36 protein-coding genes and 2 pseudogenes are annotated in these 20,043 nt (G+C 46.2%); 15 read left to right on the top strand and 23 right to left on the bottom strand.

The features are described 5' to 3' along the window. Positions 1-21: 21 nt before the first annotated feature. The gene (locus JCM16161_RS12015) at positions 22-1,056 is read right to left on the bottom strand and encodes an ATP-binding protein (RefSeq protein ID WP_243671580.1); all 1,035 of its coding nucleotides are present in this window, start codon (positions 1,054-1,056) and stop codon (positions 22-24) included. Between the two features lie 213 nt (positions 1,057-1,269). Next, entirely contained in the window at positions 1,270-1,905 is a 636-nt protein-coding gene (locus tag JCM16161_RS12010) for a hypothetical protein (protein WP_243671579.1), read from the bottom strand. A gap of 203 nt (positions 1,906-2,108) precedes the next feature. Between JCM16161_RS12010 and JCM16161_RS12005 the strand changes: the two genes are divergently transcribed. Next, the gene (locus tag JCM16161_RS12005) at positions 2,109-2,486 is read left to right on the top strand and encodes a hypothetical protein (RefSeq protein ID WP_054856045.1); all 378 of its coding nucleotides are present in this window, start codon (positions 2,109-2,111) and stop codon (positions 2,484-2,486) included. A gap of 16 nt (positions 2,487-2,502) precedes the next feature. On the opposite strand, the gene JCM16161_RS18775 is transcribed toward JCM16161_RS12005, so the two are convergent. Both JCM16161_RS18775 and JCM16161_RS18770 read right to left on the bottom strand, forming a co-directional pair. Then, positions 2,503-2,709, bottom strand: coding sequence for a hypothetical protein (locus JCM16161_RS18775; RefSeq protein WP_243671578.1), 207 nt, complete (start codon positions 2,707-2,709; stop codon positions 2,503-2,505). Positions 2,710-2,803: 94 nt separating this feature from the next. Continuing rightward, entirely contained in the window at positions 2,804-2,998 is a 195-nt protein-coding gene (locus JCM16161_RS18770) for a hypothetical protein (protein WP_243671577.1), read from the bottom strand. Positions 2,999-3,056: 58 nt separating this feature from the next. Here JCM16161_RS18770 and JCM16161_RS11995 point away from each other — a divergent pair, with 58 nt between their 5' ends. Then, the gene (locus tag JCM16161_RS11995) at positions 3,057-3,632 is read left to right on the top strand and encodes a nucleotidyltransferase family protein (protein ID WP_054855988.1); all 576 of its coding nucleotides are present in this window, start codon (positions 3,057-3,059) and stop codon (positions 3,630-3,632) included. A 34-nt stretch (positions 3,633-3,666) separates the two neighbouring features. Here the strand turns inward: JCM16161_RS11995 and JCM16161_RS11990 are convergent, their stop codons facing one another. From JCM16161_RS11990 to JCM16161_RS18755, 4 genes are all read right to left on the bottom strand, one after another. Continuing rightward, a complete protein-coding gene (locus tag JCM16161_RS11990) occupies positions 3,667-3,870 on the bottom strand; it encodes a hypothetical protein (RefSeq protein ID WP_054855987.1) in 204 nt (67 codons plus the stop codon). A gap of 84 nt (positions 3,871-3,954) precedes the next feature. Beyond that, positions 3,955-4,695: a hypothetical protein gene (locus JCM16161_RS18765; protein WP_243671576.1), complete on the bottom strand. Its 741-nt coding sequence runs from the start codon at positions 4,693-4,695 to the stop codon at positions 3,955-3,957. Next, positions 4,620-5,165 carry a hypothetical protein gene (locus tag JCM16161_RS18760; RefSeq protein ID WP_243671575.1) on the bottom strand — a complete coding sequence of 182 codons (546 nt, stop codon included), beginning with the start codon at positions 5,163-5,165 and terminating at the stop codon, positions 4,620-4,622. The genes JCM16161_RS18765 and JCM16161_RS18760 overlap by 76 nt, the downstream gene beginning before the upstream one ends. 8 nt (positions 5,166-5,173) lie before the next feature. Beyond that, the gene (locus tag JCM16161_RS18755) at positions 5,174-5,506 is read right to left on the bottom strand and encodes a hypothetical protein (RefSeq protein ID WP_243671574.1); all 333 of its coding nucleotides are present in this window, start codon (positions 5,504-5,506) and stop codon (positions 5,174-5,176) included. Between the two features lie 416 nt (positions 5,507-5,922). On the opposite strand from JCM16161_RS18755, the gene JCM16161_RS18750 reads away from it, so the two are divergent. Beyond that, complete coding sequence (locus tag JCM16161_RS18750; RefSeq protein WP_243671637.1) at positions 5,923-6,183, top strand: SPFH domain-containing protein; 261 nt, start codon at positions 5,923-5,925, stop codon at positions 6,181-6,183. Here JCM16161_RS18750 and JCM16161_RS11980 read toward each other — a convergent pair. Beyond that, the gene (locus tag JCM16161_RS11980; RefSeq protein ID WP_243671573.1) at positions 6,098-6,493 is read right to left on the bottom strand and encodes a hypothetical protein; all 396 of its coding nucleotides are present in this window, start codon (positions 6,491-6,493) and stop codon (positions 6,098-6,100) included. The two genes, JCM16161_RS18750 and JCM16161_RS11980, sit on opposite strands and share 86 nt — an antisense overlap. A 102-nt stretch (positions 6,494-6,595) precedes the next feature. On the opposite strand from JCM16161_RS11980, the gene JCM16161_RS11975 reads away from it, so the two are divergent. The 3 genes from JCM16161_RS11975 (at position 6,596) to JCM16161_RS18745 (ending at position 7,628) form a co-directional block, all read left to right on the top strand. Then, positions 6,596-6,955, top strand: a complete 360-nt coding sequence (locus tag JCM16161_RS11975) for an aspartyl protease family protein (RefSeq protein ID WP_054855985.1) — start codon at positions 6,596-6,598, stop codon at positions 6,953-6,955. A 209-nt stretch (positions 6,956-7,164) separates the two neighbouring features. After that, positions 7,165-7,467, top strand: a complete 303-nt coding sequence (locus JCM16161_RS11970; RefSeq protein ID WP_243671572.1) for a hypothetical protein — start codon at positions 7,165-7,167, stop codon at positions 7,465-7,467. Positions 7,468-7,472: 5 nt separating this feature from the next. Then, positions 7,473-7,628, top strand: coding sequence for a hypothetical protein (locus JCM16161_RS18745; protein ID WP_243671571.1), 156 nt, complete (start codon positions 7,473-7,475; stop codon positions 7,626-7,628). A gap of 108 nt (positions 7,629-7,736) precedes the next feature. On the opposite strand, the pseudogene JCM16161_RS11965 reads toward JCM16161_RS18745, so the two are convergent. The 5 genes and pseudogenes from JCM16161_RS11965 to JCM16161_RS11945 all read right to left on the bottom strand — a co-directional run bounded on the left by JCM16161_RS11965 (position 7,737) and on the right by JCM16161_RS11945 (position 11,233). Then, positions 7,737-8,701: pseudogene (locus tag JCM16161_RS11965) on the bottom strand (ornithine cyclodeaminase family protein). Between the two features lie 97 nt (positions 8,702-8,798). Beyond that, entirely contained in the window at positions 8,799-9,308 is a 510-nt protein-coding gene (locus JCM16161_RS11960; RefSeq protein ID WP_243671570.1) for a hypothetical protein, read from the bottom strand. Beyond that, positions 9,308-9,730 (bottom strand): stage II sporulation protein M, encoded by a 423-nt coding sequence (locus JCM16161_RS11955; protein WP_243671569.1) that lies wholly within the window; start codon positions 9,728-9,730, stop codon positions 9,308-9,310. The genes JCM16161_RS11960 and JCM16161_RS11955 overlap by 1 nt, the downstream gene beginning before the upstream one ends. Before the next feature lie 115 nt (positions 9,731-9,845). Then, a complete protein-coding gene (locus tag JCM16161_RS11950) occupies positions 9,846-10,259 on the bottom strand; it encodes a M48 family metalloprotease (protein WP_243671568.1) in 414 nt (137 codons plus the stop codon). Between the two features lie 617 nt (positions 10,260-10,876). After that, positions 10,877-11,233 carry a hypothetical protein gene (locus tag JCM16161_RS11945; RefSeq protein ID WP_054855980.1) on the bottom strand — a complete coding sequence of 119 codons (357 nt, stop codon included), beginning with the start codon at positions 11,231-11,233 and terminating at the stop codon, positions 10,877-10,879. Positions 11,234-11,626: 393 nt separating this feature from the next. Between JCM16161_RS11945 and JCM16161_RS11940 the strand changes: the two genes are divergently transcribed. After that, a complete protein-coding gene (locus JCM16161_RS11940; protein ID WP_243671567.1) occupies positions 11,627-12,229 on the top strand; it encodes an adenosylcobinamide amidohydrolase in 603 nt (200 codons plus the stop codon). Here JCM16161_RS11940 and JCM16161_RS11935 read toward each other — a convergent pair. The 4 genes from JCM16161_RS11935 to JCM16161_RS11925 form a co-directional block, all read right to left on the bottom strand. Next, positions 12,226-12,543 carry a zinc ribbon domain-containing protein gene (locus JCM16161_RS11935; RefSeq protein WP_054855979.1) on the bottom strand — a complete coding sequence of 106 codons (318 nt, stop codon included), beginning with the start codon at positions 12,541-12,543 and terminating at the stop codon, positions 12,226-12,228. The two genes, JCM16161_RS11940 and JCM16161_RS11935, sit on opposite strands and share 4 nt — an antisense overlap. Further along, positions 12,543-13,043 (bottom strand): hypothetical protein, encoded by a 501-nt coding sequence (locus JCM16161_RS11930; protein ID WP_054855978.1) that lies wholly within the window; start codon positions 13,041-13,043, stop codon positions 12,543-12,545. The genes JCM16161_RS11935 and JCM16161_RS11930 overlap by 1 nt, the downstream gene beginning before the upstream one ends. 317 nt (positions 13,044-13,360) lie before the next feature. Beyond that, complete coding sequence (locus JCM16161_RS18740) at positions 13,361-13,612, bottom strand: hypothetical protein (protein ID WP_243671566.1); 252 nt, start codon at positions 13,610-13,612, stop codon at positions 13,361-13,363. Between the two features lie 27 nt (positions 13,613-13,639). Continuing rightward, a complete protein-coding gene (locus JCM16161_RS11925) occupies positions 13,640-14,215 on the bottom strand; it encodes a hypothetical protein (protein WP_243671565.1) in 576 nt (191 codons plus the stop codon). A 323-nt stretch (positions 14,216-14,538) separates the two neighbouring features. On the opposite strand from JCM16161_RS11925, the gene JCM16161_RS11920 reads away from it, so the two are divergent. The 4 genes from JCM16161_RS11920 to JCM16161_RS11905 are packed head-to-tail and all read left to right on the top strand — an operon-like array spanning position 14,539 to position 15,587. Next, on the top strand, positions 14,539-14,802 hold the full coding sequence (locus JCM16161_RS11920; RefSeq protein ID WP_054855977.1) for a hypothetical protein: 264 nt from the start codon (positions 14,539-14,541) through the stop codon (positions 14,800-14,802). Between the two features lie 35 nt (positions 14,803-14,837). Next, positions 14,838-15,032: a hypothetical protein gene (locus tag JCM16161_RS11915; RefSeq protein WP_054855976.1), complete on the top strand. Its 195-nt coding sequence runs from the start codon at positions 14,838-14,840 to the stop codon at positions 15,030-15,032. Further along, on the top strand, positions 15,029-15,247 hold the full coding sequence (locus JCM16161_RS11910; RefSeq protein WP_054855975.1) for a hypothetical protein: 219 nt from the start codon (positions 15,029-15,031) through the stop codon (positions 15,245-15,247). The genes JCM16161_RS11915 and JCM16161_RS11910 overlap by 4 nt, the downstream gene beginning before the upstream one ends. Positions 15,248-15,275: 28 nt before the next feature. Further along, the gene (locus JCM16161_RS11905; RefSeq protein ID WP_243671564.1) at positions 15,276-15,587 is read left to right on the top strand and encodes a hypothetical protein; all 312 of its coding nucleotides are present in this window, start codon (positions 15,276-15,278) and stop codon (positions 15,585-15,587) included. An 87-nt stretch (positions 15,588-15,674) separates the two neighbouring features. Here JCM16161_RS11905 and JCM16161_RS11900 read toward each other — a convergent pair whose 3' ends face one another. Continuing rightward, positions 15,675-15,893, bottom strand: a complete 219-nt coding sequence (locus JCM16161_RS11900; RefSeq protein ID WP_054855973.1) for a hypothetical protein — start codon at positions 15,891-15,893, stop codon at positions 15,675-15,677. Then, positions 15,884-16,135 carry a hypothetical protein gene (locus tag JCM16161_RS11895; protein ID WP_054855972.1) on the bottom strand — a complete coding sequence of 84 codons (252 nt, stop codon included), beginning with the start codon at positions 16,133-16,135 and terminating at the stop codon, positions 15,884-15,886. The genes JCM16161_RS11900 and JCM16161_RS11895 overlap by 10 nt, the downstream gene beginning before the upstream one ends. Positions 16,136-16,348: 213 nt before the next feature. Between JCM16161_RS11895 and JCM16161_RS11890 the strand changes: the two are divergent. Next, positions 16,349-17,269: pseudogene (locus tag JCM16161_RS11890) on the top strand (2-oxoacid:ferredoxin oxidoreductase subunit beta). Position 17,270: 1 nt separating this feature from the next. Here JCM16161_RS11890 and JCM16161_RS11885 read toward each other — a convergent pair. From JCM16161_RS11885 to JCM16161_RS11875, 3 genes are all read right to left on the bottom strand, one after another. Further along, a complete protein-coding gene (locus JCM16161_RS11885; protein WP_054855971.1) occupies positions 17,271-17,513 on the bottom strand; it encodes a hypothetical protein in 243 nt (80 codons plus the stop codon). After that, entirely contained in the window at positions 17,453-17,842 is a 390-nt protein-coding gene (locus JCM16161_RS11880; protein WP_054855970.1) for a hypothetical protein, read from the bottom strand. Before JCM16161_RS11880 ends, JCM16161_RS11885 begins: the two co-directional genes overlap by 61 nt. Positions 17,843-17,995: 153 nt before the next feature. Beyond that, entirely contained in the window at positions 17,996-18,409 is a 414-nt protein-coding gene (locus tag JCM16161_RS11875; protein WP_243671563.1) for a hypothetical protein, read from the bottom strand. A 541-nt stretch (positions 18,410-18,950) separates the two neighbouring features. Between JCM16161_RS11875 and JCM16161_RS11865 the strand changes: the two genes are divergently transcribed. The 3 genes from JCM16161_RS11865 to JCM16161_RS11855 all read left to right on the top strand — a co-directional run bounded on the left by JCM16161_RS11865 (position 18,951) and on the right by JCM16161_RS11855 (position 19,956). Further along, entirely contained in the window at positions 18,951-19,241 is a 291-nt protein-coding gene (locus tag JCM16161_RS11865) for a hypothetical protein (protein ID WP_054855967.1), read from the top strand. Positions 19,242-19,311: 70 nt separating this feature from the next. Next, positions 19,312-19,542 (top strand): DUF4145 domain-containing protein, encoded by a 231-nt coding sequence (locus tag JCM16161_RS11860; protein ID WP_243671562.1) that lies wholly within the window; start codon positions 19,312-19,314, stop codon positions 19,540-19,542. A gap of 66 nt (positions 19,543-19,608) precedes the next feature. After that, a complete protein-coding gene (locus JCM16161_RS11855; RefSeq protein WP_054855966.1) occupies positions 19,609-19,956 on the top strand; it encodes a type II toxin-antitoxin system VapC family toxin in 348 nt (115 codons plus the stop codon). Positions 19,957-20,043: the final 87 nt, after the last annotated feature.

Genomic DNA, 20,043 nt, shown 5'->3' with positions numbered 1-20,043 from the left:
CCTCTAGCCATAAAAACCCTTCTAACCAATGTGAACCTCCATAACGGCCCTGGTAACGACTGGGTCAGGTATGACGTACGTATTGTTGACCTTACTTAGGTAGCCATACCTAATGAGATTCTTCATAAGCCTATTAAACACAGCATCAGAGACCTCACCTGTCCTAACCTCAACATATCTCCTAATCTCACTCCACGTATTTAATCCATGGGCCACGGCATTAAGTATTGCCAGATACCTAGCCCTCGACGGCTTAATAACAGCGTCAAGTTCACTAAGTACCAGCTTAACACCATCATTGAACACCTTATCCAAGGCCTCCCTGTGGCCCAACTTATCAATACCCCTTAAGTAACCATATAACGTCAACCAACCAACAATGCCATCTAACCGCTCATAAACCTCCTCCAACTCACCCTCACTGACCTCAACACCCAACTCTGTGAAACCCCTCCTAAGGAAATCGAGACTGGCATCCTTACTAAACCTATCCACGTAAACCTCCTTGATATACCTACCATAAAGTGGCGCCTCGGGATCGTCAATCCTCAGGAAATCCCTCAAAGCACCCACTTCACTCCCGGTCACTATAAACGTGACATTACTTAAATTATCATAAGCCCACGCCAACACACCATCATACCTAACATTCGAAAACCTCATGTACTGAGCCTCGTCAAACACCAGTATAAACCTCGTGGAATTACGGCCACACCACCCATCAATTACATTGAGCAACTCCATCAAGTTCATCCTTGACCTCCTAGACAACCTAACTTCAACGCCACCTGCGCCAACCCTAACCCAGTCTATACTTCTCAATGCATCTCTAAAGCCCTCCCAAAACCTCTCGTTCCTTCCCATGAATTCCCTAAACCCATCAAGAACATGCCTAACCAGGCTACCAACATTAACATTACCCTCAACAAAGTATATCTGCCTCACATCAATAAGTACGTACGGTTGAGAAAGGTCGCTTAGGAAAGCCTTGACCAGGCTCGTCTTACCAATCCTCCTAATACCATAAACAGCAATGAGTCTATCACCCCTAAACACGCTATCCCTTAGTTCATTAAGCTCAACCTCCCTATCATAAAGATCCCTTCTGGTCGCCTTGGCTCTACGCTAAATAGCATGACTAACCCCCTCTATTAGTTACTAACCCCCCGGGTTAGTTATAAGCCTTTAATCAAGCAGTAATGATCAAGAATACTTGAATACAACGCGCAGGTTAAATCGCTTATGTAGGTCGTGATAGCGAGAGCCGAATTACTCCTGACCCTGACCAAGCACCTCACTGACTATCCTCTCTATCGACTTAACCAACCTCCTATCAGCACCGCCACCACCCAGGGAGTTTATGAATGAGTTAAGGACCTCGAGGTCCACGCCGTATCTGCCGTAGTAACTCGGTAGGTAGTGGAGGATTATGTTCTCTTCATACCTAAGCACCTGTAGAACCTTCATTAGCTTAAGGAAGTCTATCGAACCCTCAAATATGGGCAAGCCAAAGAAACCACCCCGCTTATTACTGAAGTAAATAGCCTTAACATAACCACTCAACTCAACAAACCTCCTAACGAAATCCCTTAAACCCCTCTCCCTAGCCACGTGAAGGGCGAGACCGAGCCTATGCGGTGAAACCTCATTAGCAAGCTCAGTGACCTCGCCGGGGCTCCTCAGGAAATCCCCAACACCAAACTCCCAAATAACCCTGACACCATACATTGAGGCCTCATCGAGTAATTCCGCCAGGGTGTTGGCATCGTTAATGCCGGGCCTGGCCACCATGGAATCCACGTTAAGGTAATCAAGTAATGCCATGAACCTCTCCGCATCACCCCTCCTCCTAAGGTAACCAACCCTAACCTGGCCAATCCTAAGCCCAAGATCCTCAAGCTCCACCGCGAGGCTGGCAGGAACTTATCAACGCCTGGGAAACCCCTAATGTCGAGCTCCGCCTGGCACTTAGCCTGGGTAGGTCCCTAATGGGCTTAACACTAATGAGTAGCTCCACAACATCGATAATGCGGGATTAATTAATAAAACTATCGATAATGAACAGGGAACCAAGCTTTTTAAGCCCGATAAATAATTATAGATTCACCATGAGCGAAAACCTCGATGAGATCGAAAGGAGGAGGATAATGATGAAGATGATGATGGAAATAATCAACAAGGCCCAACAGAAAACCAGCACCAAGCGTGAACTAACCCGTGAGGAGGTTATTCAATTAATTAGGCGGATAACGAGGGGGGAGAGGGCTGGCGAGATAATAGACAATGCCCTGCAGTTATATGGTGACACTGCGGTTCAAGTATTTAGGCAACTAGTTGAGCTTTACCTGGGCGGTAGGCTGGGTGAACTCCAGGATTATGAACTCTACCAGATACTCGAGAGGGTTGGGCTTCACGTACCATTGAGGACCAGGATAAGGATTGTGAGGCACGGCAGGGAAGAGAGTATTGGAGCGTCAGGCGAGTAATGGCTATAGTAATAAGTTACGCCTCGGCGGAATCACCACGCCCTGGCTTCACACAATGCTTCAGCACTATGTACATTATTATTACAATCGTCACCGCAACGGCAACAACGTATAAATACCTATCGATCAATCCCATGATTAACGACCACTGAGTCGCAAACGCGTAACCAATATACACGAGGATTGAGTCCCAGATCAAAATGCCCAAGGAATGTAACGGCAACGAAACCCGTAACCCTCATATCGGCCAGCACCGCGCCGTACTTACCGAACCACCAATTCAATGAATTAAGTCTCCTCCTATCAAGCCAAATAACCTAACCATACTTAAGTAGGAACAGTATCCCGAGGTAGTAAGCAATGCAATAATCAATTAATGAACCAACGAGATTACCGAATGTACCAATTAATATACCGAGCACAGGGTCTATGAAGCTCAGCGATGCGTAGTAACCAACAGGGGCATAACGACCTCGCTGGATATTGGTAGCGACATGCCCTCGAGAACCCATAAACGTCAGTTATGGCGAAATTAATATCTGTCCTCTTATTAATGATATTGATTAAATAATGAGGATTGGTGCCATAGTACTTGCCGCAGGTGAAGGTAGGAGATTTGGCGGTAATAAACTACTGGTCAAGATTGGTGGTGAACCAGTCATACTGAGGGTTTTGAAGGCATTAAATGAGTTTGAGAGGGTTGTCATTGTTGGGGCCTATGCCAACGAGTTAATGCCCTACCTATCCAATGAGATCGTTATTTACAACCCACATTACAGAGATGGAATGAGCACATCGATAAGGCTTGGCCTACGCTTCTTCCAGGACTACGACGCAGTCCTCGTGGTGCTTGCGGACATGCCCCTAATAACCAACGAGGTAGTATCAAGGATAGTTGGTGCGTACCGCGATGGGTGTAGTGCCGTTGCGCCAATGCACAATGGCGTCAGGGGGAATCCAGTGCTCATTCATAGGGCCCTATTCCCAGAATTAATGAGGTTAAGCGGTGATGTTGGTGCAAGGGAGATATTGAGGGGTAGGGCTGACGTGTGCGTCGTGGAGTGCGGTCCCGAGGTCCTCATCGACATAGACACAGTGAATGACCTAGCCAGGGTCCTCAACATGGTCAATACCAATAGCCAGTAATAGGCTTCCAATGAACGTGATTATTGGGATTGCATTAAGCACCGGTCTTGGCGATGGGAGGTGCTGAGGCGTCGCTAATCACAAATGCGTTGTCAAACCCCTTAACCCTATTCGTAAACTTATCCGCCTGAACAAACCTATCACTATCAAGAACGTCCTCCGGCACGTACTTAATATCAACACCAACGTGCGGCGGTATGACTATTACAGCATCAAACTTAAGCCCCTCACCCTCCATGGAGTAGCCAACCCTCTTCTCAGGGTCTATATGGTCAAAAGGAGAGAAGTTAGTTGATTTTAGTCCCGTGGGCCCTGGGCAAGGTTATTGACAGCTTAATCTTGCCATTGCCCTTGCTATTGACCTTGCCCTTCTCTCCTTGCCCTCGCTGATTACTTCCTCGAGCATTCTCCTTAATACCTCACAGACCTTAGCAACCAACTCAGGGTGTTTCTTAATTGCATCTATGTTTAAGTAGACCACGTATCTCCCACTCCGCTTACTCAGCTTGGCATCTCTATAACCCGTATTCCTTAATAACTCCAAAATCCTCACAGCCTCCCCATAGTCCATACGATGCACCCTAAGCTCAACAGAATAATTGTGCGCGCAAACGTTCATCCTAATGCCTTCAACGACCTCAATCATTGAACGGCCCAGTGGTTTAATCCTCATACTCGCCAGCACGAGTAACCGCTTAAGCTTCTCCGCATCGAGTAGTCTACTCAAGTCCTCAATCAACGCCTTACTCACTTGGTCACTGACTATTTTGCGGGCTAGTTCAACGGCCTTCGAGTAATTAACCGCGTACTCCATCTTGTACTCTCCATCCCTCTCCCTAAATCCCAAGCTCTTTATTTTCTCGATTATGTCGCTCCACAACCCATGCTTCGACTTATCCATGATAAGTTCAATCCTCTTCTTCTTAATATCTATGCTGCCATCACCCAAAATTGCGAATAGCAGAAACGCTAAGAAATTCTCATCACTTAATTTGACAACATCCTCGGCAACCTCGGTCTTGCTCTTAAACACACCCCTGTAGTCAACAGCCTTAATTGCCACACAACACTCACGCCACCATCATTGACACTTAAACCGTTTATGTACACATGTACCTTGCCTGGAAACGTTAATGGAAAGATTACTGCTTGCCAAAGCCGGTTAGTGTTCATTATCGGGTAGCCATCCTTATCGATTGAGCCGTCGGTCAGCATTAGCCCACATTGCGAAGCTCTCAATACCTCATCGTTGATTAACTTTAGTGTTATGACATGGACGCCCTCAAGCCCGGCCAACGTTATGTTCACCATTACGCTATTCCTGACCCTACTTATTGCAACTGCCAGTTTCTCCGCGTACAAGTGAACCACGAATGGCTTATTACTATCAAACGGATCGCCGCTTATTATTACCCTTGCTCCTCCACTCCCTAGTTCGTTGATTAACTCCTCAAGCTCTGGCTTATACGTGCTTAGCCACCTCTCCCTTGCCCGCTTTAGTAGCCTCAGCATCCTCTTGGCTATCTTGTGCATTGCCCTCCTTAGGTTGCTATACTCTCGTCATTGCTTTCCTCGACCTTAGCCTTAATTTCCTGCAGCCAGTTGCTTAGGGCGTTGATTGCGTAATCAAACGGCGTTGTTATATCACTAAGCAACACACTTCTATGTTTCCCGACCCTATTGAGAAACTCGTTGATTAGTTTCATGGTTTCCTCAATGATTCTTGGGTCGTTAACGGGTTCGCCGCACTCGAGCCTCTTATTACCCCTGACCCTCCTGCCCCAGCAAATCTCTAGAGCCATGGAGACATCATTGATTGACTCCCAACAGGCTAATAAGCCACTACCGGACTGGTACTGAGCCGGTTTAAGCATCGATTGAGAGGTGGTCGACAAGGTTAATGTAGTTCACGCACAAGGCAATCACGTACTCAATCGAGGAGGAGAGTAATGAGGACGGCATTAAGCCCAAGGCGCACATCAAGGAGGCACCACCCAACGAATGCCCATTCAACGACATAACCGAATGAGGAGACAAGAATCCTAAATCAAGGCATTAAAACCACACCCTCAACCATTGTTCCCAAACCCAGGCGCCGGAGAACAATATTTAACATAATGCCGAGTGGCAATACATATGGTATTAGTTAGAGCATAAATGTGCCCTACTAAACACAGACCCTGTGAAGTTCGTAAATGCTGTGTAATTCGGCGGTTTTAAGTACACGGTTGAGGACTTCGGGAACTATGTATCACCAATCGTAGATCAGGCGGTTAGTCAGGTACTTAATCTGGTCTCCCTAAATGAGGTCTACGCAAACCTGCATAAGGTCACTGATGCCGTAACGGCGAGTCTAAGGTCATTCCTTGATGAAGTTGGTGTTCACCTAATCACGTGTAGGATTGTTAGGTTGGAGCCTGAGGATGAAACGATGAGGAGGGTTGTGCAGTTCATGCTCGCGGAGATCATGGCCCAAAGAAGCGATCCCGCGGCCACCAACATGATGCGAGGAGCCCTTGTTTCACGGCCCTCCAGAAGAATAGGGAGATAGAAATATCACCCAAAAATGCAACACCCATACCTACCATAGCGACTAGATAGGGCATTGGGGTAATATGTATTATCAGCACTAATAATGGACTGAGCATTAATAGGACAGCGCCAATAGACCCAGTACTCAACGAGTGGGAGTACCCGTTGAAGCCCAGGTACATCATTACTGAGGATGGTAGGTATGTCAACGTGATTAATAGAATTGAGATGAAACCAAAGAATCTCGGGCATAGGATAAGCATGAAGTACAGGAGCTCAGCTACGAACTCCAGGACCAAGCCGAACCTAATAAGTCCACGGTTAAGCATGACAATAATTAACCACACTGGTTTAAAAGGCATAGGGAATAGAAATAGCCAAAGAAAGTAAGGACATGAAGGTTTATATTCGGCATTCTCAACCATGTTAATGTGGGTCACACGTACATCGACGTAACAATCAAGGGCAGGGCAGGCTCAAGAACACTCAGGATGCTCGTAGACACAGGCTCAACATACATAGTCCTGGACCCAGACACGGCTAAGGAACTCGGCTTGCTTGAAACACCATACACCGTGGAATTAACGATGGCCAATGGCACTAAAGAGAGGGTCAGGGTATACATCGGCGAGGCTGAGGTCAAGGGTAGAAGGGGGCCGGTAATAATTGCCGCCCTAAAAACACCAATACCACTACTTGGGGTGTACACCCTGGAATCACTTGGGTTTAAGGTGAATCCCAGGACTGGAGAGCTCGAGGAAGTAGGGCCGGAGGGAGGCTACCTGCTTTAATTCGTTAAATACTCCCTAAGCCCAACCTTAATATCCATCCTTCATAAACGCCCCACCTAATGTGGTGCTTACATACTAAAACGCCTAAGCATATTAGTAAAGCCTAATCAAGCTGATGATCAACATTGCCGACTTACTTTCCCTGAACACCCGAGCTAAGATTTAAGGTTTCACTAGGTCACAGGTATCATAGATGGTTGTTTATGATTGTGCTTGTTATTGCCGTGGTTATCTCCGTTATTGGTGCTTACACCTATGTGCTCTTCAATACTGTCGTTGAGGACCCAGCCCTTAACGTAACCGCCAAGTACGTGCCCAGCCTATTGTCGGGACCCAGCTTCGTGGTTCACGTATATAATGAGAGCGGTCAGCCAGTGATTACCTGCCTCACTGTCTATGGGTTGATGCCCAACGGCTTAATAAGCCCCATAGACTTCAAGTGCGGTAAGGGTTCGGTGAGACCCAACTGCATAGTCATTAGGGCTTCGCGAAGTCCTGGAGGGAATCCCTAAGGGCTATGGGTAATGACCCAGACATTGCAGAGAGACCTAATAATGCTTGGTGTCGTTGCTACGGCAACGACATTAAGTCATTCATTAAGGGCGTACTAATAAACTCAACATGGCGGTCTAGCCGGTCTATTGGGAGCGTTTACTTCGTACTTGAGTACTAACCGAGTACGCCCTGGGTAGTCGAGGAATTATCGATTAATTATCCCTCGGGTGGCATGTACGACGTGATGTACAGCACCAGCAAGTGCCCATGAGTCACGTAGCCACTCCTACCTAAAGACACCCCTAAACTCAACCTCAACACCCCTCCTCTCCCTAACAGCCCTATCATAAACCAACTTAGCGAGCACTAAATCCTCAACCGCAATACCCAGGGACTTAAAGATGGTTACCGAGTCATCACCCAACCTACCCCTGACCCTACCAACCACAACATCAGCCAACGGAACAACCCTAGACCAAACGACATCACCAGCCATTATCAAGTCCCCAGCCTCCTCCCTGGCCTGACCCACATCATCAACCGCAATAACGTCTGCCCTAAGAACGGCATCAGGCGCCAACTCAGCCTATTAGCCCAATTACTACCAATGGCATTAATGTGCATCCCAGGCGCTATGTGGTTGCTGCGTATGAATGGGTCCCTCGAGTTCGTCGCCGTGACCAAAACATCAACGCCCTTGCAAACCTCGCCATAATCACTAGCAACCACCGCATCAAAGCCCCTGGACTTAATAAAACTGGCGAACTCCTCGGCATGCCCGCGAGTCCTACTAAAGACCTTAACCAACCTAAGGTTCAAGACCCTACTCAACGCCTCAAACTGAGCCCTAGCCTGAACGCCAGCACCAACAATACCCAACACCGACGAGTCCCTCCTGGCCATGTACCTGGTGGCCACGGCCGAGGCAGCCCCAGTCCTAAGCTGACCAAGCCTATCAGCCTCAATTATAGCCAACAACTCACCACTATCAAGACTAAACAAAACAACCACAAACCTAGTACCATACCTAGTACTCAGGTAAGTCTTTAGACCGGCTACTTTATAGTCACCGAGGACAATTCCCTGGAGCACATGGAGCACGGCACCGCTTGCAATTGCCCTACGTCTAGGCAGGTTAACCGCACCACCACTACCCAACAACCTAAAGCCATCCTCAACAGCCCTAATGGCATCATCAAACGAAACCAACTCATCAATCTCAAACTCCCTAATCAACAACACAAGAGGCATTAGCAAAACCCCTTTAAAGAAGTGCCCCGGCAACAAAAACAGTGAAGAGGTCAGAGTTAGCTGAGAAGGTGATGACCCATTCATGAACAGATAACGCCTACGCCACGCGTAGCACCATCATCGTCATACCATAAAGCGCCAGGTTGGTTATGAACCAGGAAACGACGGAAGCCATGGCAGCCTCCCTCCTAACCGCACCAAAGACCCTAAGCAGGGAGTACATAGTAACCACCGAAATGACGTCGCCAATAACGCCAATAACGTCGAGCAGCACCGCCGAGAATACGAGCTCCGGGTATAGGATGAGGATTACAGTAACGAAAACCGCGCCGAGGAAGCCATTCATCGAAGTAATCAATAACTTGAGGAACTCGATATCGCTATAAAACGCTGTTATAAACCACATAACGAATGCGTTGAGGAAGAGCGCCATGGCGAGAATCACGACACCGCCAATCATGAAGAAGGGCTTAAAAGGCTCAACGGCGTTCAGGTTTATCTTGAGGAGGGTGACCATTAAGAACTTAAAGAACTCCCACTGACCATAAACAACAACGAACATTATAAGAAGACCCGACAGGGCTAGGTAAACCTCGTACCTACCCATCACAGCCACCCAGGAGCTGAAACTACTAGGTAAGCCTCGATGACAGCCCCAACAAACGTGAAAGCCAGGGCAAGCAACGCCAAATAGATAATATGCTTATCAATCCCGAACTTATTATACATAATTAACTTGATTATGGACTCCGCAATCGAGAAACCAACAAAACCACTAACAGCATAACCAAGATACTCAAAGACGCCGTAAGAGAGGGTAATGAGCACGTAATGAGGTGGCGAGACGCCGTGATAGAGGTAAACCCCACGGACAGTCACGGGACTAAGAACCCTACCAAGTCCAGTACCAAGATCAAAGAGCCAAAGTGCCGTGGGCAAACCAACGGCGAAACCACCAAGCATAACCTTAACATCACTAAGGGCGTTGGTCAGGAATATCGTTAATAGGTAGTAGAGGTAAGAGTGCACAGGCCGAGGGATACCCTGCAAAGAGCCCCTACTGACGGGAATACCGCTAATAAACCCAGTGGCGAAGCCGACCCCATGAGGCTAGGACGAGTGCGGCTTTAGTAATCATGGAAAGCTAGGCATGCTCCATCACGTACCTAATCCTCCTCTCCAGCCTAGCCCTCAAGCCACGGTTCCTAACCGGCACCTGCTCCATCAAGGACCTCAGAAACTCCACATACCTAGCCCTACCAACAAGCCTAGCGGCATAAACATCAGCATCACGCTCACTTAGGTCGGCTAAGGCATTTGAGAAGTAAGCGTCTAGGAAAAACAGTAGAACAGCTAACAAATACAGAGGCACGAATAGATGAAACATCCCCGTCAGAAACATGGCAACGGAGGACGTAATAAGCAATGCTATAATAAATGAACCAGGTATACGCCCCAATAATCTTATGACAAAATTCCTGGAGGTTAGATGACCAAGTTCATGCGCTATGATGGAACCAACATCGAAACTAAGCGCATCTTCCTTTACAATAATCATTTTAGGGATGTAATTGGACATAGCCAAAAAATCCGTAACTCTAGACGACGTGTAGCCATAAATGAACAAGCCATACCTAGGCTTTATAAGAAGGACCCTAATCGATGAAGCGCCTAAATTACTGCTAAGGAAATCACCCGCCATACCTAAATACTTAACTTTATGAATATACATACCCGAGGTAATATACGGAGAAGTGCCATAAAATACGTCGATCATAAAAACTATTAACCACAGAATCAATAATTCAACAACGACATTCCGCCCAAGTAAGTTAAATAAGGCAGGGATAAAATAAAATAAAAATATAGACGTGAATAAAATTAATATAATTATCGATGGATTAAAGTAGTTTATTAAAACATCTTTAAAACTCAGCATATTATATCGCGACCTAAAAACCACATATAGAGAGCCCAGTAATACCACACTAATTACGATATAAAAAGCAAATATGAATAAGGGAATTCCTAAACTTACGAACCTTAAGGGAATCACAAGGATATGCAAATATGCAGATAAAATACCGGATAAAATATAAGGAAGATATATACGTCATAAAAAAATACAAACCTAAAAATTTGATTTAATTTAAGGTGCATACGAAACCCTATTATTCACATACAACCAAGTGTCCATATACCTAAGACTAAACCACCCGTCGTTACAGTTAAACCACCAAACAACGGCACCCACCCTGGAAGTGTGACGGTTTCCGGCAACCCTAATGCGGCTAACCCAGATGTTATAGCACCAGAAATCACACCATCAGTGAAATGATCAATAAAATCAACAGCTGGGTTAAAAGCCATGCAGATAACATTTGCATAGAAATTCTGTTGCCACCATCCTGCCGCCGAACCTATAAGATATATCATTGGCATTATTATTGGTGTTGATAGCATTAGTGCCGCCATTGATGCCGCCAGTACCAACCTCTTTACCTTCTCGGTAGTCACGAGCTCGCTCATCACCGATTCCTTCTTTAACTAATATATATATATTGCACTCCGTAAATACCTAAAATATATTCACCTAAAGACAATAACCAACACAGCCAGAACCTCGCACCAACAAAAACATGAACAATCCCAACCAAAACACCCCTAGCCTACCTCCCACTCACGCCTTCCATGAACGAATTCACGGCAGTATAAAACTCCTCATAAACAAGCTACCCACGTCACGGCCAATAAAATCACCACACTTAATAACAACCCCACAGACACCCACACTGACTACTGCGACCCCCTCACCCTCGACATGCCCAATACCGAAATCGGCAACCTAACCCCTTAACACCCGCCTATCAACGCCATATTACTACTTAAAACATACTTCATTGATTACTAGTCCATCCCAACAATATGATACAGAACATAAAATACCTAGGCAGAAACATAGTAATAACACTGAACCAGGAAGCCACAGCCCTGGCAAGCACGGTAGATGGAGGACTAAGAAGCGGCATCAAATACATAATACATCACCAGGTCCCAAAGAATTTCAACGAGGAACCAACCAGAGAGATTGAAAAGACCCACAGGGAATTAGCAATAAGAGGCGAAGAGGCAATAACCTTCCTAACAGCCACCGAGTTACCGAGAAACCACGTAATGCGCAGGGAAACCACAAACGATATAGAGGTCTATGTATCAATAACAATTGGATTAACGAACCCATATAAAATAGAGGGGTCGGAGATAAGGACCTGGTTAACGGGAGTATCGACAATAAACATGGCAATAATTGTAAACAAACCATTGACAATACAGGCAATGATAGATGCAATAACACTCGCAGCCCAGACAAAGGCACTAACACTAGCCGAGCTAACCGGTAACGGGATGCACGGAACAACCACAGACGCAATAGCAATACTAACGCCAACAAACGGCGATAAAGAACCCTACGCAGGGCCAGCAACAGCAATAGGCAAAGCGTGGTCCACGCAATACACAACGCACTAATTAAGGCGTATGAAGCATATACAGGCAGGGCGCATGAGGATTAAGCAAAAGAACTTAACCCGGCGGTGGGCCGGTCCCGAGGCTCTCGGGCCACCCCTGATCACGCCCTCCCTGACGCACTTCATTAGTATTAGGAAGCCGCGTAGTGCTATATTTATGGCGCCAATGACATCCCTATCACCCTCAAAGCCGCAGTAATTACACGTCACCTTACCCCTAGCCCTACCCAGGTAATTACCGCACCTTGGACACACACTACTGGTGTACTCAGGCTCAACAAGTATTACAGGTATTGAATCCCTAACAGGCATCATCACCTCGCCTTATAACTCATCCAGAACCAGGAAACCTTAACGGCAGGGCACCTACTCACAACCCCACCAAACTCATTAACCATAAACTCCCAAACCACCCTAGCCCTGGCGAGGTCACGCTTATGCCCACTAAACCGCCTAAGGTCCTCAAACGCCAGACCAACCAACCCATCACGAACCCTCTGAACACTATGGGAAGCCCTAATCACGGCACCTAATACCTTACCAACTATGTTACTCGTTAACTCATTGCCACGGTACTTATCAATCCCTGGATACTCAACCTCAGCCACATAAGCCCTCGTCATAACATCATATACGCCCAACGGTATTAACGAAACACCATTCTGCCTAGCATATATCACGGCCAACTCATTAAGCAGCCCAGCCCTCACACCAACAAACGCCACAACAGAACGCCTAACACCAACATCGACACCCACCACAGTCACGTCCACGGCAGGCACACGCCCGTCCTTACCTTCCCCATCCTTACCCATACCCGTCACCCGAACATCCACGGGGCGGGACTGCGGGAGGGACCCACAGCCACCGCCCCTCGTTATTAGACTATGGCGGGGCGGCCCGCCCCGCGGATATTCGGGTGACGGGTGTTTTTTTAATCAGTCTTTTCTTTCAATCACTGGTCATCTCGTGGGAATTCATCACGGCGTTTCTCAGGATATCCGAGGACCAAGCCATCGGCTCGGTCTCTCGGTATCCATCATCCTCCCCTTCCTCCTCCCCCTGATTGGGGGATTGAAAAGAGGAAGGGATTTTTAACGGGTTCGCCTGCCGTGGGCATGACTATGGTGGGCTAGGTTTTTGTTTCGTTGAGTAGTTTTTCACGTAGTTTCTTTGTTTCGTGTATCCTTATTTTCAATTCCTCGTTAATACCCATGTAAAGGGCCTCACCTGGCTTTATCCTGCTTAGTATGTCCCTTAATCTTGATTGTGACTTAGCTGGTCCACTATGGCTTGTTATTATTGTTGGTGTGTTTAGGTCCTCAATGCTCAGTTTACCGATGCTATGTAGTACCATCCATGTGTTTGTAATTCCCCTCGTCATCCTAACAATCCTTAGTAATGCATCCTCTTATGGTAGTATTGTTATGTCGTCCAGTATTAGTAGGTTGTTCATGCTTTGCTGACATATGCTATTGAGTATTAGGGCCGTTGTTACGTATGCTCCCTTAACGTCTCTACTAATAAGTATTGTAATTACCCTGCCGACTTCATTATTAATGTCTTGGTCAGTCACGGCATCACGCAGTAGTATCATTCGTCCTAGAAGCCATAGTGCGTGGGTATTACGTGGATTTCTACTGAGGTACCTTAGATACCTAACGTAATTATTGTATGCCTTATACCTATAAGCCATGGATACTAATAGTGATATTCCTGGCCTGGTGCTTAAGTCCTCGTATGAGTCGAGTATTAGGAATAGGTTGTCGCGTATGCATTTCCAGGGTATTGAGGGTTTCGTGATAGACCCAAGTGCGTCGCTTGGTTTATGCGTTACGTACGTCATGGACGAACCCATCAACTTAAGCCTCATTAAGCCCAGCGTGGTGACTATGGTCGTCTTACCCGAACCCGGCGGGCCAATAACTACTAATGGTTTATCACCCAAGTCAACCAGTATCCTGGCCAGCTTCTTATCAATTCTCAACTCCCGGCCTCGGACCGACCCACCACCTAAATCGCCTACGAGGTTTCCCCAGGCTTGACCCTGGAGATTTCCCTCGCGGTTCATGTGCCGGTATTAATCATGGTTAGCCTACATGCCTAATCACCGTGGTTATTAATTTCGAACTTATCTTTAAGTGATGTTTACCGTCACTTTCTCGATGCACCATACCTGGTGTAATAATAAGTGCTCTTTCGCCGTGAGTCGTTATTGCGCCTTCTCTGGTATATAAACTGCGCAGGGAGGTCTTGCATGGTTGCGCACGATTTGTTATGTTTAAATTATTCCTTTTGCATGTCTTTACTATGGAGTTGGGGCTCGTTAGTTCGGGGAGTGGTCAGTATGTGGAGTTTGTCCTGCCCTATCTTAGTTCTTACAAGCCGTTTATTGCGGTTTATGATGCCAGGGGTGTCAGGGTTGTTGAGGGTGGTAATGTTGTTAGGGCTCAGGTTGTTGGCAGTGATTATGCCGTTGTAAAGGGTTACTTCGTTAATTCTAGGCCGTACATCGTGGATGTCAGTGTTAATGGTGATGGCGCTAGGTTCTTGCCAGCCTATTTAATCAATTAATTAGTAGGGCGTCTCCTGGTAATGGTGATAGTGTTGTGCTGTACATCCTGGAGTTCAGGGTCCCTGATGACGTGGGTATATCCGTGAAGTTTCATAAGGAGGTTAGGAGGTGCTTTGCGAAGTATGGCCATGCATGGATTGGCCGTGAGGTTTGCATCAATGTTGACAGGTGGAGGGAGGTATTTTCGAGGTATGGTAATGCTTCATCCGTGTTTACCCAATCCACGTGAGTGTTAATGATGCCCTGCGTATTGTTGATTCAATAATTGATTCGATGAGGGCTAGGATAAATTACTTAAGTGATGACCTGAGGTACGAGCTGAGGGCTTACCGAAGGGCTAGGCTTAGGAAATTGATCGCAGAATTCAATGAGCTGTTGAGGGGTTGGGAATCATTTAGGGCCTCCCTGGTGAGCAACCATGCAATTGGTCAGGGGATCCAATAACTGTAACCTGGTGGTTAGGGAGCACCGCGTGGATGAGATTAAGGGTAAAGATGCTTCGTTATTTGTTGATTTATCCATGGCCGACTACGTGGAATTAGTTATTAGGGACTCGGTAAAAGGTGTCCTTGTTCACTACCCATACAGGGTGATTTACACGCGTGATGGGGACTTATTACTCATTAGGACTGAGAGTTATGGTGATAATAAATTGAGGAGGCATAAGTCCAGTGTTTGTCCCTTCAGGGACTGCCGTTACTTATTGGGTCCGCTGGCCAATACGCGTCTTGTGGTTAGGGTTGTGGGGTTTCGCAATGCCGACCCTGTGATTAGGCTTTCATGATTCAGTATTGGGATGGGCACTGTAATTCATGCCTTGAGATTTCCCTATAATTATTTTCCCTAGCCAGTATTAAGGATACATTGTCTATCAGCAATGATTTGCCTGAAGTTTACTTTCAATTCCTATTTCATAGGCCGTCTCAAGTATTTCCTGGGGGTCTATTTTCTTTGTCTTTATGTAAGCTATTGTTATGTGCGGCTTAAACTCACCTGAGTACTTATCGCTCATTGGGACGCTTGAATCCCTCAGTATGCTAATTATGACCGACCTAAGCCTACTCAATTGCTCATTATTAATTACCTCCACGGCCAGTACCTGGGCTTGAGAGCGCTTGGCAGCAGCATTAATTGCCCGAGTTTAACCCGGAAGCATGGTATCGAGTTTAAGCTTACCCCAACCCTATCGTCAACCTCTTGGCTTGGTCTCTTATCGCCAATGTATGCAATGGTTATGTGCATGTTTTCGCTATCCATGGGTATTACGGGTAATGCCCTAATCAACGGCGCCACGTCTAAATCCCTAGTGAATACTCCGTAGAAAAAGCCCACGGGATTAACCCGGGGCATTAATCTAAATACTTTTTCGGTATTGCCCATGATTTATGATGACGTAGGTGAAGGTTACGGTTAGGCTAATTGGCCGTGTTCTCGGTGGTATGGCTTTACTTAAATTCCGTGATTCTTACGAAAGCTTTATAAACCGGCTCATTTGACATTTGTATCGTGTCTAACACTGTCAAGATAACCGTTAAGAGAACGCCAATGGATTATGTCGAGAAGAGGAGGAGGCCTGATTGGTGCCCTGGGTGTGGTGATTATGGAATTTTACAGGCCCTTTATCAGGCTTTGGCTGATTTGAATCTCGACCCACATAATGTCTTCTTGGTTTCTGGCATCGGTTGTTCTGCCAAGACGATTCACTACGTCAATGCCAATGGTGCTCATACACTTCATGGTAGGCCCATACCGTATGCAACTGGTATTAAGTTGGCTAATCCGAACCTCGAGGTTATTGTTATTGGTGGTGATGGCGACTTGATGGGCATCGGCGCTGAGCACCTTGTTCACGCTGGTAGGCGTAATGTGGACTTCACGGTCCTCATGTTCGATAATGGCGTCTACGGCTTAACAAAGGGTCAGGCGAGCCCAACCCTCAGGAGGGGCGTTAAGACCAAGGCCCTTGCTAGGCCGAACATTTATGATGCGATTAACCCGGTGGTTTTGGCCCTTTCCGTGGGGTTCACGTTCGTGGCCAGGGGCTACGCCTACGATGTTAAGCACCTCGCATACCTAATCAGGGAGGCCATTAGGCATAAGCTCTGCTTTCATCGATATACTGCAGCCATGCCCAACGTATAATGACGTGAACACCAAGGAGTGGTATGAGGCTAGGATTTACAAGCTTGAGAACGAACCTGGTTGGGACCCTGTGGTTAGGAGCCCAAGTGAGGAGGAGGTTACGAAGAAGCTCACGCAGGCCTTCCTTAGGGGTATGGAGTGGGGTGACAAGATACCAATTGGTATATTCTACCAGAATGAGTACGTACCGACATATGAGGAGAGGATTCTCGAGCAAATGCCCAACTACCTAAAGGCGCCACCAGCCTGAGCCCACTCTATGGTCCAGACGGCTCAACAATAGTTAATGTGGAGGAAATTCTCAAGGAGAAGGAGGTTTGGTGACTCAGTACCTCCTCATTAAATCACCTATTAATTTAAACACAGAATCAACATCACCATTACCTCTCACGTTCGTTAGGGCCGTCATTAAAATAACGAGCCTAACCAAGTGCCTTAAATCCTTAATACCGCCCCTATAAACAACCTTAACACCCTCAATCCCCAACTCGCTTGTAAGCCAAACCTCTAGGTTAATGCCGTACTTCCTACCAACATCCTTAACAACCCTATATATGGCATTCTGCACTTGGTCACGTTAATGGCCACCAACGTACTCGGCGGTTTATATAGGTCGTTCGTAACCTCAACCCTCTCGCCCACGCAACCCCTAAAAGTCTCCACACTTACCGGTAGATCAGCCAATGCTAGGACTGAGCCATTGCTTAGTAAGTACATTGGTATTGTCCTTGGGGTCTTGGTAAGGAGCATTGGTGAGTTTGGAGATATTATTACTGTGCCCACTGCCTTAATAACCCTGCCCAGGGCGCTGTAGGCATAGACATCGCTAATGCCCAGCGCATTACCGTACTTATTGTGCAGGTCCAGCACAAGCTCTATGAACCTCGAGGAATCCATCGATCAAGTAAGGTTTAGTGCGCCATTATTTTTAACTTAACCCTGGCATTAATGATGAACGTGAACCATGCAAATCACGGCTTAGGTGGACCTTTAATTCATTATTAGTCTCGTCGATGATTCGCGCATAATGGCAATTAAATTATAGGAGAGTTAACCGGTACAGGGTAATGCCTCAAAGGCGTATGCTGGTCCCTGATTGCCTGCTCTTGATATTACGTATTTATGGCCTGGCGTTAATGTGTAGTTTAGAGTATTTGTACCCATTGTTTGTATTATTACGTAGCCGTTACTTACGTAGCCATTTATTGAGACTGTAACATTGGTGACTAGTAATATCCTTGAGCTGACGTAGTAGCTCACCGTGTAATAACTAGGTGGCGGTAAGGCACCGCACATATCTCTTATATCTACGATATTATTATTGTTAAAACCATTATTGAAGATCATTGAGTAATAACCTGTTCCGTTTAGGATCATTGCATATACCTGGCGTGGTTCATCCTGGTCTGAGACTGTTCCAGACAGTAGTATCGCTATGACCTTGTAGTAGGGTGTGCCATTCACCAATACAGGGCCTAAGTCTCGAGCCATGTATGGCTGGGTGCACGGTTGATAGGCGCCATGGGGTACTGCTACCATTCTTGTACTATAAATAGCCCATACATCAAGCCTAAAGAGGCCGACTGCCGAACCATACTTGCATAAATTGCTGCGGGTACTTGTGAGAAAACTTCACTTATTAGGGTGGTGGGTCCTGAATTGAATATATAGGTGGCCGTATAAGCAAGGGATTTTGCACCTGCATATCCTGCATATGGGGAGTTGAGTAATATAATTGGCGTCCATAACACGCCCTCTGCAATCATGGGACCGGGCTTACATACATAACCAACATCGGCTAATACGTAATTCGTAAAGACCAGGATTAATATTAGGAAGACCATCGTAATAAAGCGTGGTGATTTATAGACTTGCAAAATAAAGCTCAATGCATGACTTAACCTCATGGCTTCTTCCCTCCTTTTGTAAATCATAACTTAAGTATTTAAGTAGTGATCGATTGTGGGAGTGAGTTTTTTTATTTCGTTTAGAAGTTCCCTAATCTGTGGAGGGTTCGATTGAGGATTTGTTGATTGGTGTTGAGGATGGTGATGTGGAGTCCTTCATGAAGCTTATTAGGTTTGTTGAGGATAATTATAGGAAGGTCCTCTATACAATGGGTTATGTCGAGCTTGGTGATTACATTCTCATCAAGTCCTGCACATACATACTACTGAGTAATGATGGCATGGCATACGCCCTGCTTAATGGTGATAAGCCCGAGGTAATTAGTCTCGAGGCTGTTGGCAGTATCAACGAGGTTATTGATGAGGTCTGTGGTTCTGAGGAGGAGTGATGGTAATGAATTTGTATTACGTGATTTAATATTACGAAAAATTTATATTATGTTATTCAGTATTACATATGTGGGTTCTACCGTAATCCTTACCGTTAGGGTTAGGAGGGAATTGAAGGAGAGGGCCGAGCAGCTGGGCATAAATATTAGGGAGGTTGTCGAGAGGGCGCTTGAGGAGGCAATTGAGGAGAGGGAAATGGAGAGACTTAGGGAGATGGCGAATGAACTTAAGGAATTACTTGGTGGCATTAGTGGGGAGGAGGTTGTTAGGTTGATAAGGGAGGATAGGGATGCGAGGTAAGTACTTATTCGACGCATCAGCCTATTTTTACTACTTCAACGAGGTGATATCATCACTAGGAAGGCGGTGATCAAGGACATCTATATACTACATTTAACAATATATGAAATAGGTAATGTACTGTGGAAGGAGGCGCACGTGCTCAAACGTATTAAGGACCCCCACAGAACCGCCGAAATAGTCCAGGAAATACTTAAGCAGATTAACATGCTCGCTGACCCACCACTCGCTGAGGTGTTGAGATTATCGTTAAGTAGAGGATTGACGTTTTACGATGCAAGTTATGTATATGCCGCGGAGAGTATGGAGATGACATTGGTAACTGAAGATAAACAAATACTTAAATCAACGAGTAGCGCCATTAGTTTTAAGGAGTTTGTTGATGCCGTGGCGCGTGATGATTCACGGCATTAGCTAGAAATGGATATAAATGCTGCGGTGGTTATATACCGTGTGAAGATGACCGCCATGACTGATGGCGAATGATGAAGAACTTGGGTT

The organism is Vulcanisaeta sp. JCM 16161, from assembly GCF_001316285.1.
This window is presented reverse-complemented; position numbering and strand designations above follow the sequence as displayed.

Excerpts from the sequence above, each read along its gene's own strand:
- JCM16161_RS12005 (WP_054856045.1), top strand. The coding sequence starts at position 2,109 with ATGAGCGAAAACCTCGATGAGATCGAAAGGAGGAGGATAATGATGAAG.
- JCM16161_RS18770 (WP_243671577.1), bottom strand. The coding sequence starts at position 2,998 with ATGGGTTCTCGAGGGCATGTCGCTACCAATATCCAGCGAGGTCGTTAT.
- JCM16161_RS11995 (WP_054855988.1), top strand. The coding sequence starts at position 3,057 with ATGAGGATTGGTGCCATAGTACTTGCCGCAGGTGAAGGTAGGAGATTT.
- JCM16161_RS11990 (WP_054855987.1), bottom strand. The coding sequence starts at position 3,870 with ATGGAGGGTGAGGGGCTTAAGTTTGATGCTGTAATAGTCATACCGCCG.
- JCM16161_RS18760 (WP_243671575.1), bottom strand. The coding sequence starts at position 5,165 with ATGCACAAGATAGCCAAGAGGATGCTGAGGCTACTAAAGCGGGCAAGG.
- JCM16161_RS18755 (WP_243671574.1), bottom strand. The coding sequence starts at position 5,506 with ATGCTTAAACCGGCTCAGTACCAGTCCGGTAGTGGCTTATTAGCCTGT.
- JCM16161_RS11980 (WP_243671573.1), bottom strand. The coding sequence starts at position 6,493 with ATGCTTAACCGTGGACTTATTAGGTTCGGCTTGGTCCTGGAGTTCGTA.
- JCM16161_RS18745 (WP_243671571.1), top strand. The coding sequence starts at position 7,473 with ATGGGTAATGACCCAGACATTGCAGAGAGACCTAATAATGCTTGGTGT.
- JCM16161_RS11960 (WP_243671570.1), bottom strand. The coding sequence starts at position 9,308 with ATGGGTAGGTACGAGGTTTACCTAGCCCTGTCGGGTCTTCTTATAATG.
- JCM16161_RS11950 (WP_243671568.1), bottom strand. The coding sequence starts at position 10,259 with ATGATTATTGTAAAGGAAGATGCGCTTAGTTTCGATGTTGGTTCCATC.
- JCM16161_RS11940 (WP_243671567.1), top strand. The coding sequence starts at position 11,627 with ATGATACAGAACATAAAATACCTAGGCAGAAACATAGTAATAACACTG.
- JCM16161_RS11935 (WP_054855979.1), bottom strand. The coding sequence starts at position 12,543 with ATGATGCCTGTTAGGGATTCAATACCTGTAATACTTGTTGAGCCTGAG.
- JCM16161_RS11930 (WP_054855978.1), bottom strand. The coding sequence starts at position 13,043 with ATGGGTAAGGATGGGGAAGGTAAGGACGGGCGTGTGCCTGCCGTGGAC.
- JCM16161_RS18740 (WP_243671566.1), bottom strand. The coding sequence starts at position 13,612 with ATGACGAGGGGAATTACAAACACATGGATGGTACTACATAGCATCGGT.
- JCM16161_RS11920 (WP_054855977.1), top strand. The coding sequence starts at position 14,539 with ATGGAGTTGGGGCTCGTTAGTTCGGGGAGTGGTCAGTATGTGGAGTTT.
- JCM16161_RS11880 (WP_054855970.1), bottom strand. The coding sequence starts at position 17,842 with ATGGATTCCTCGAGGTTCATAGAGCTTGTGCTGGACCTGCACAATAAG.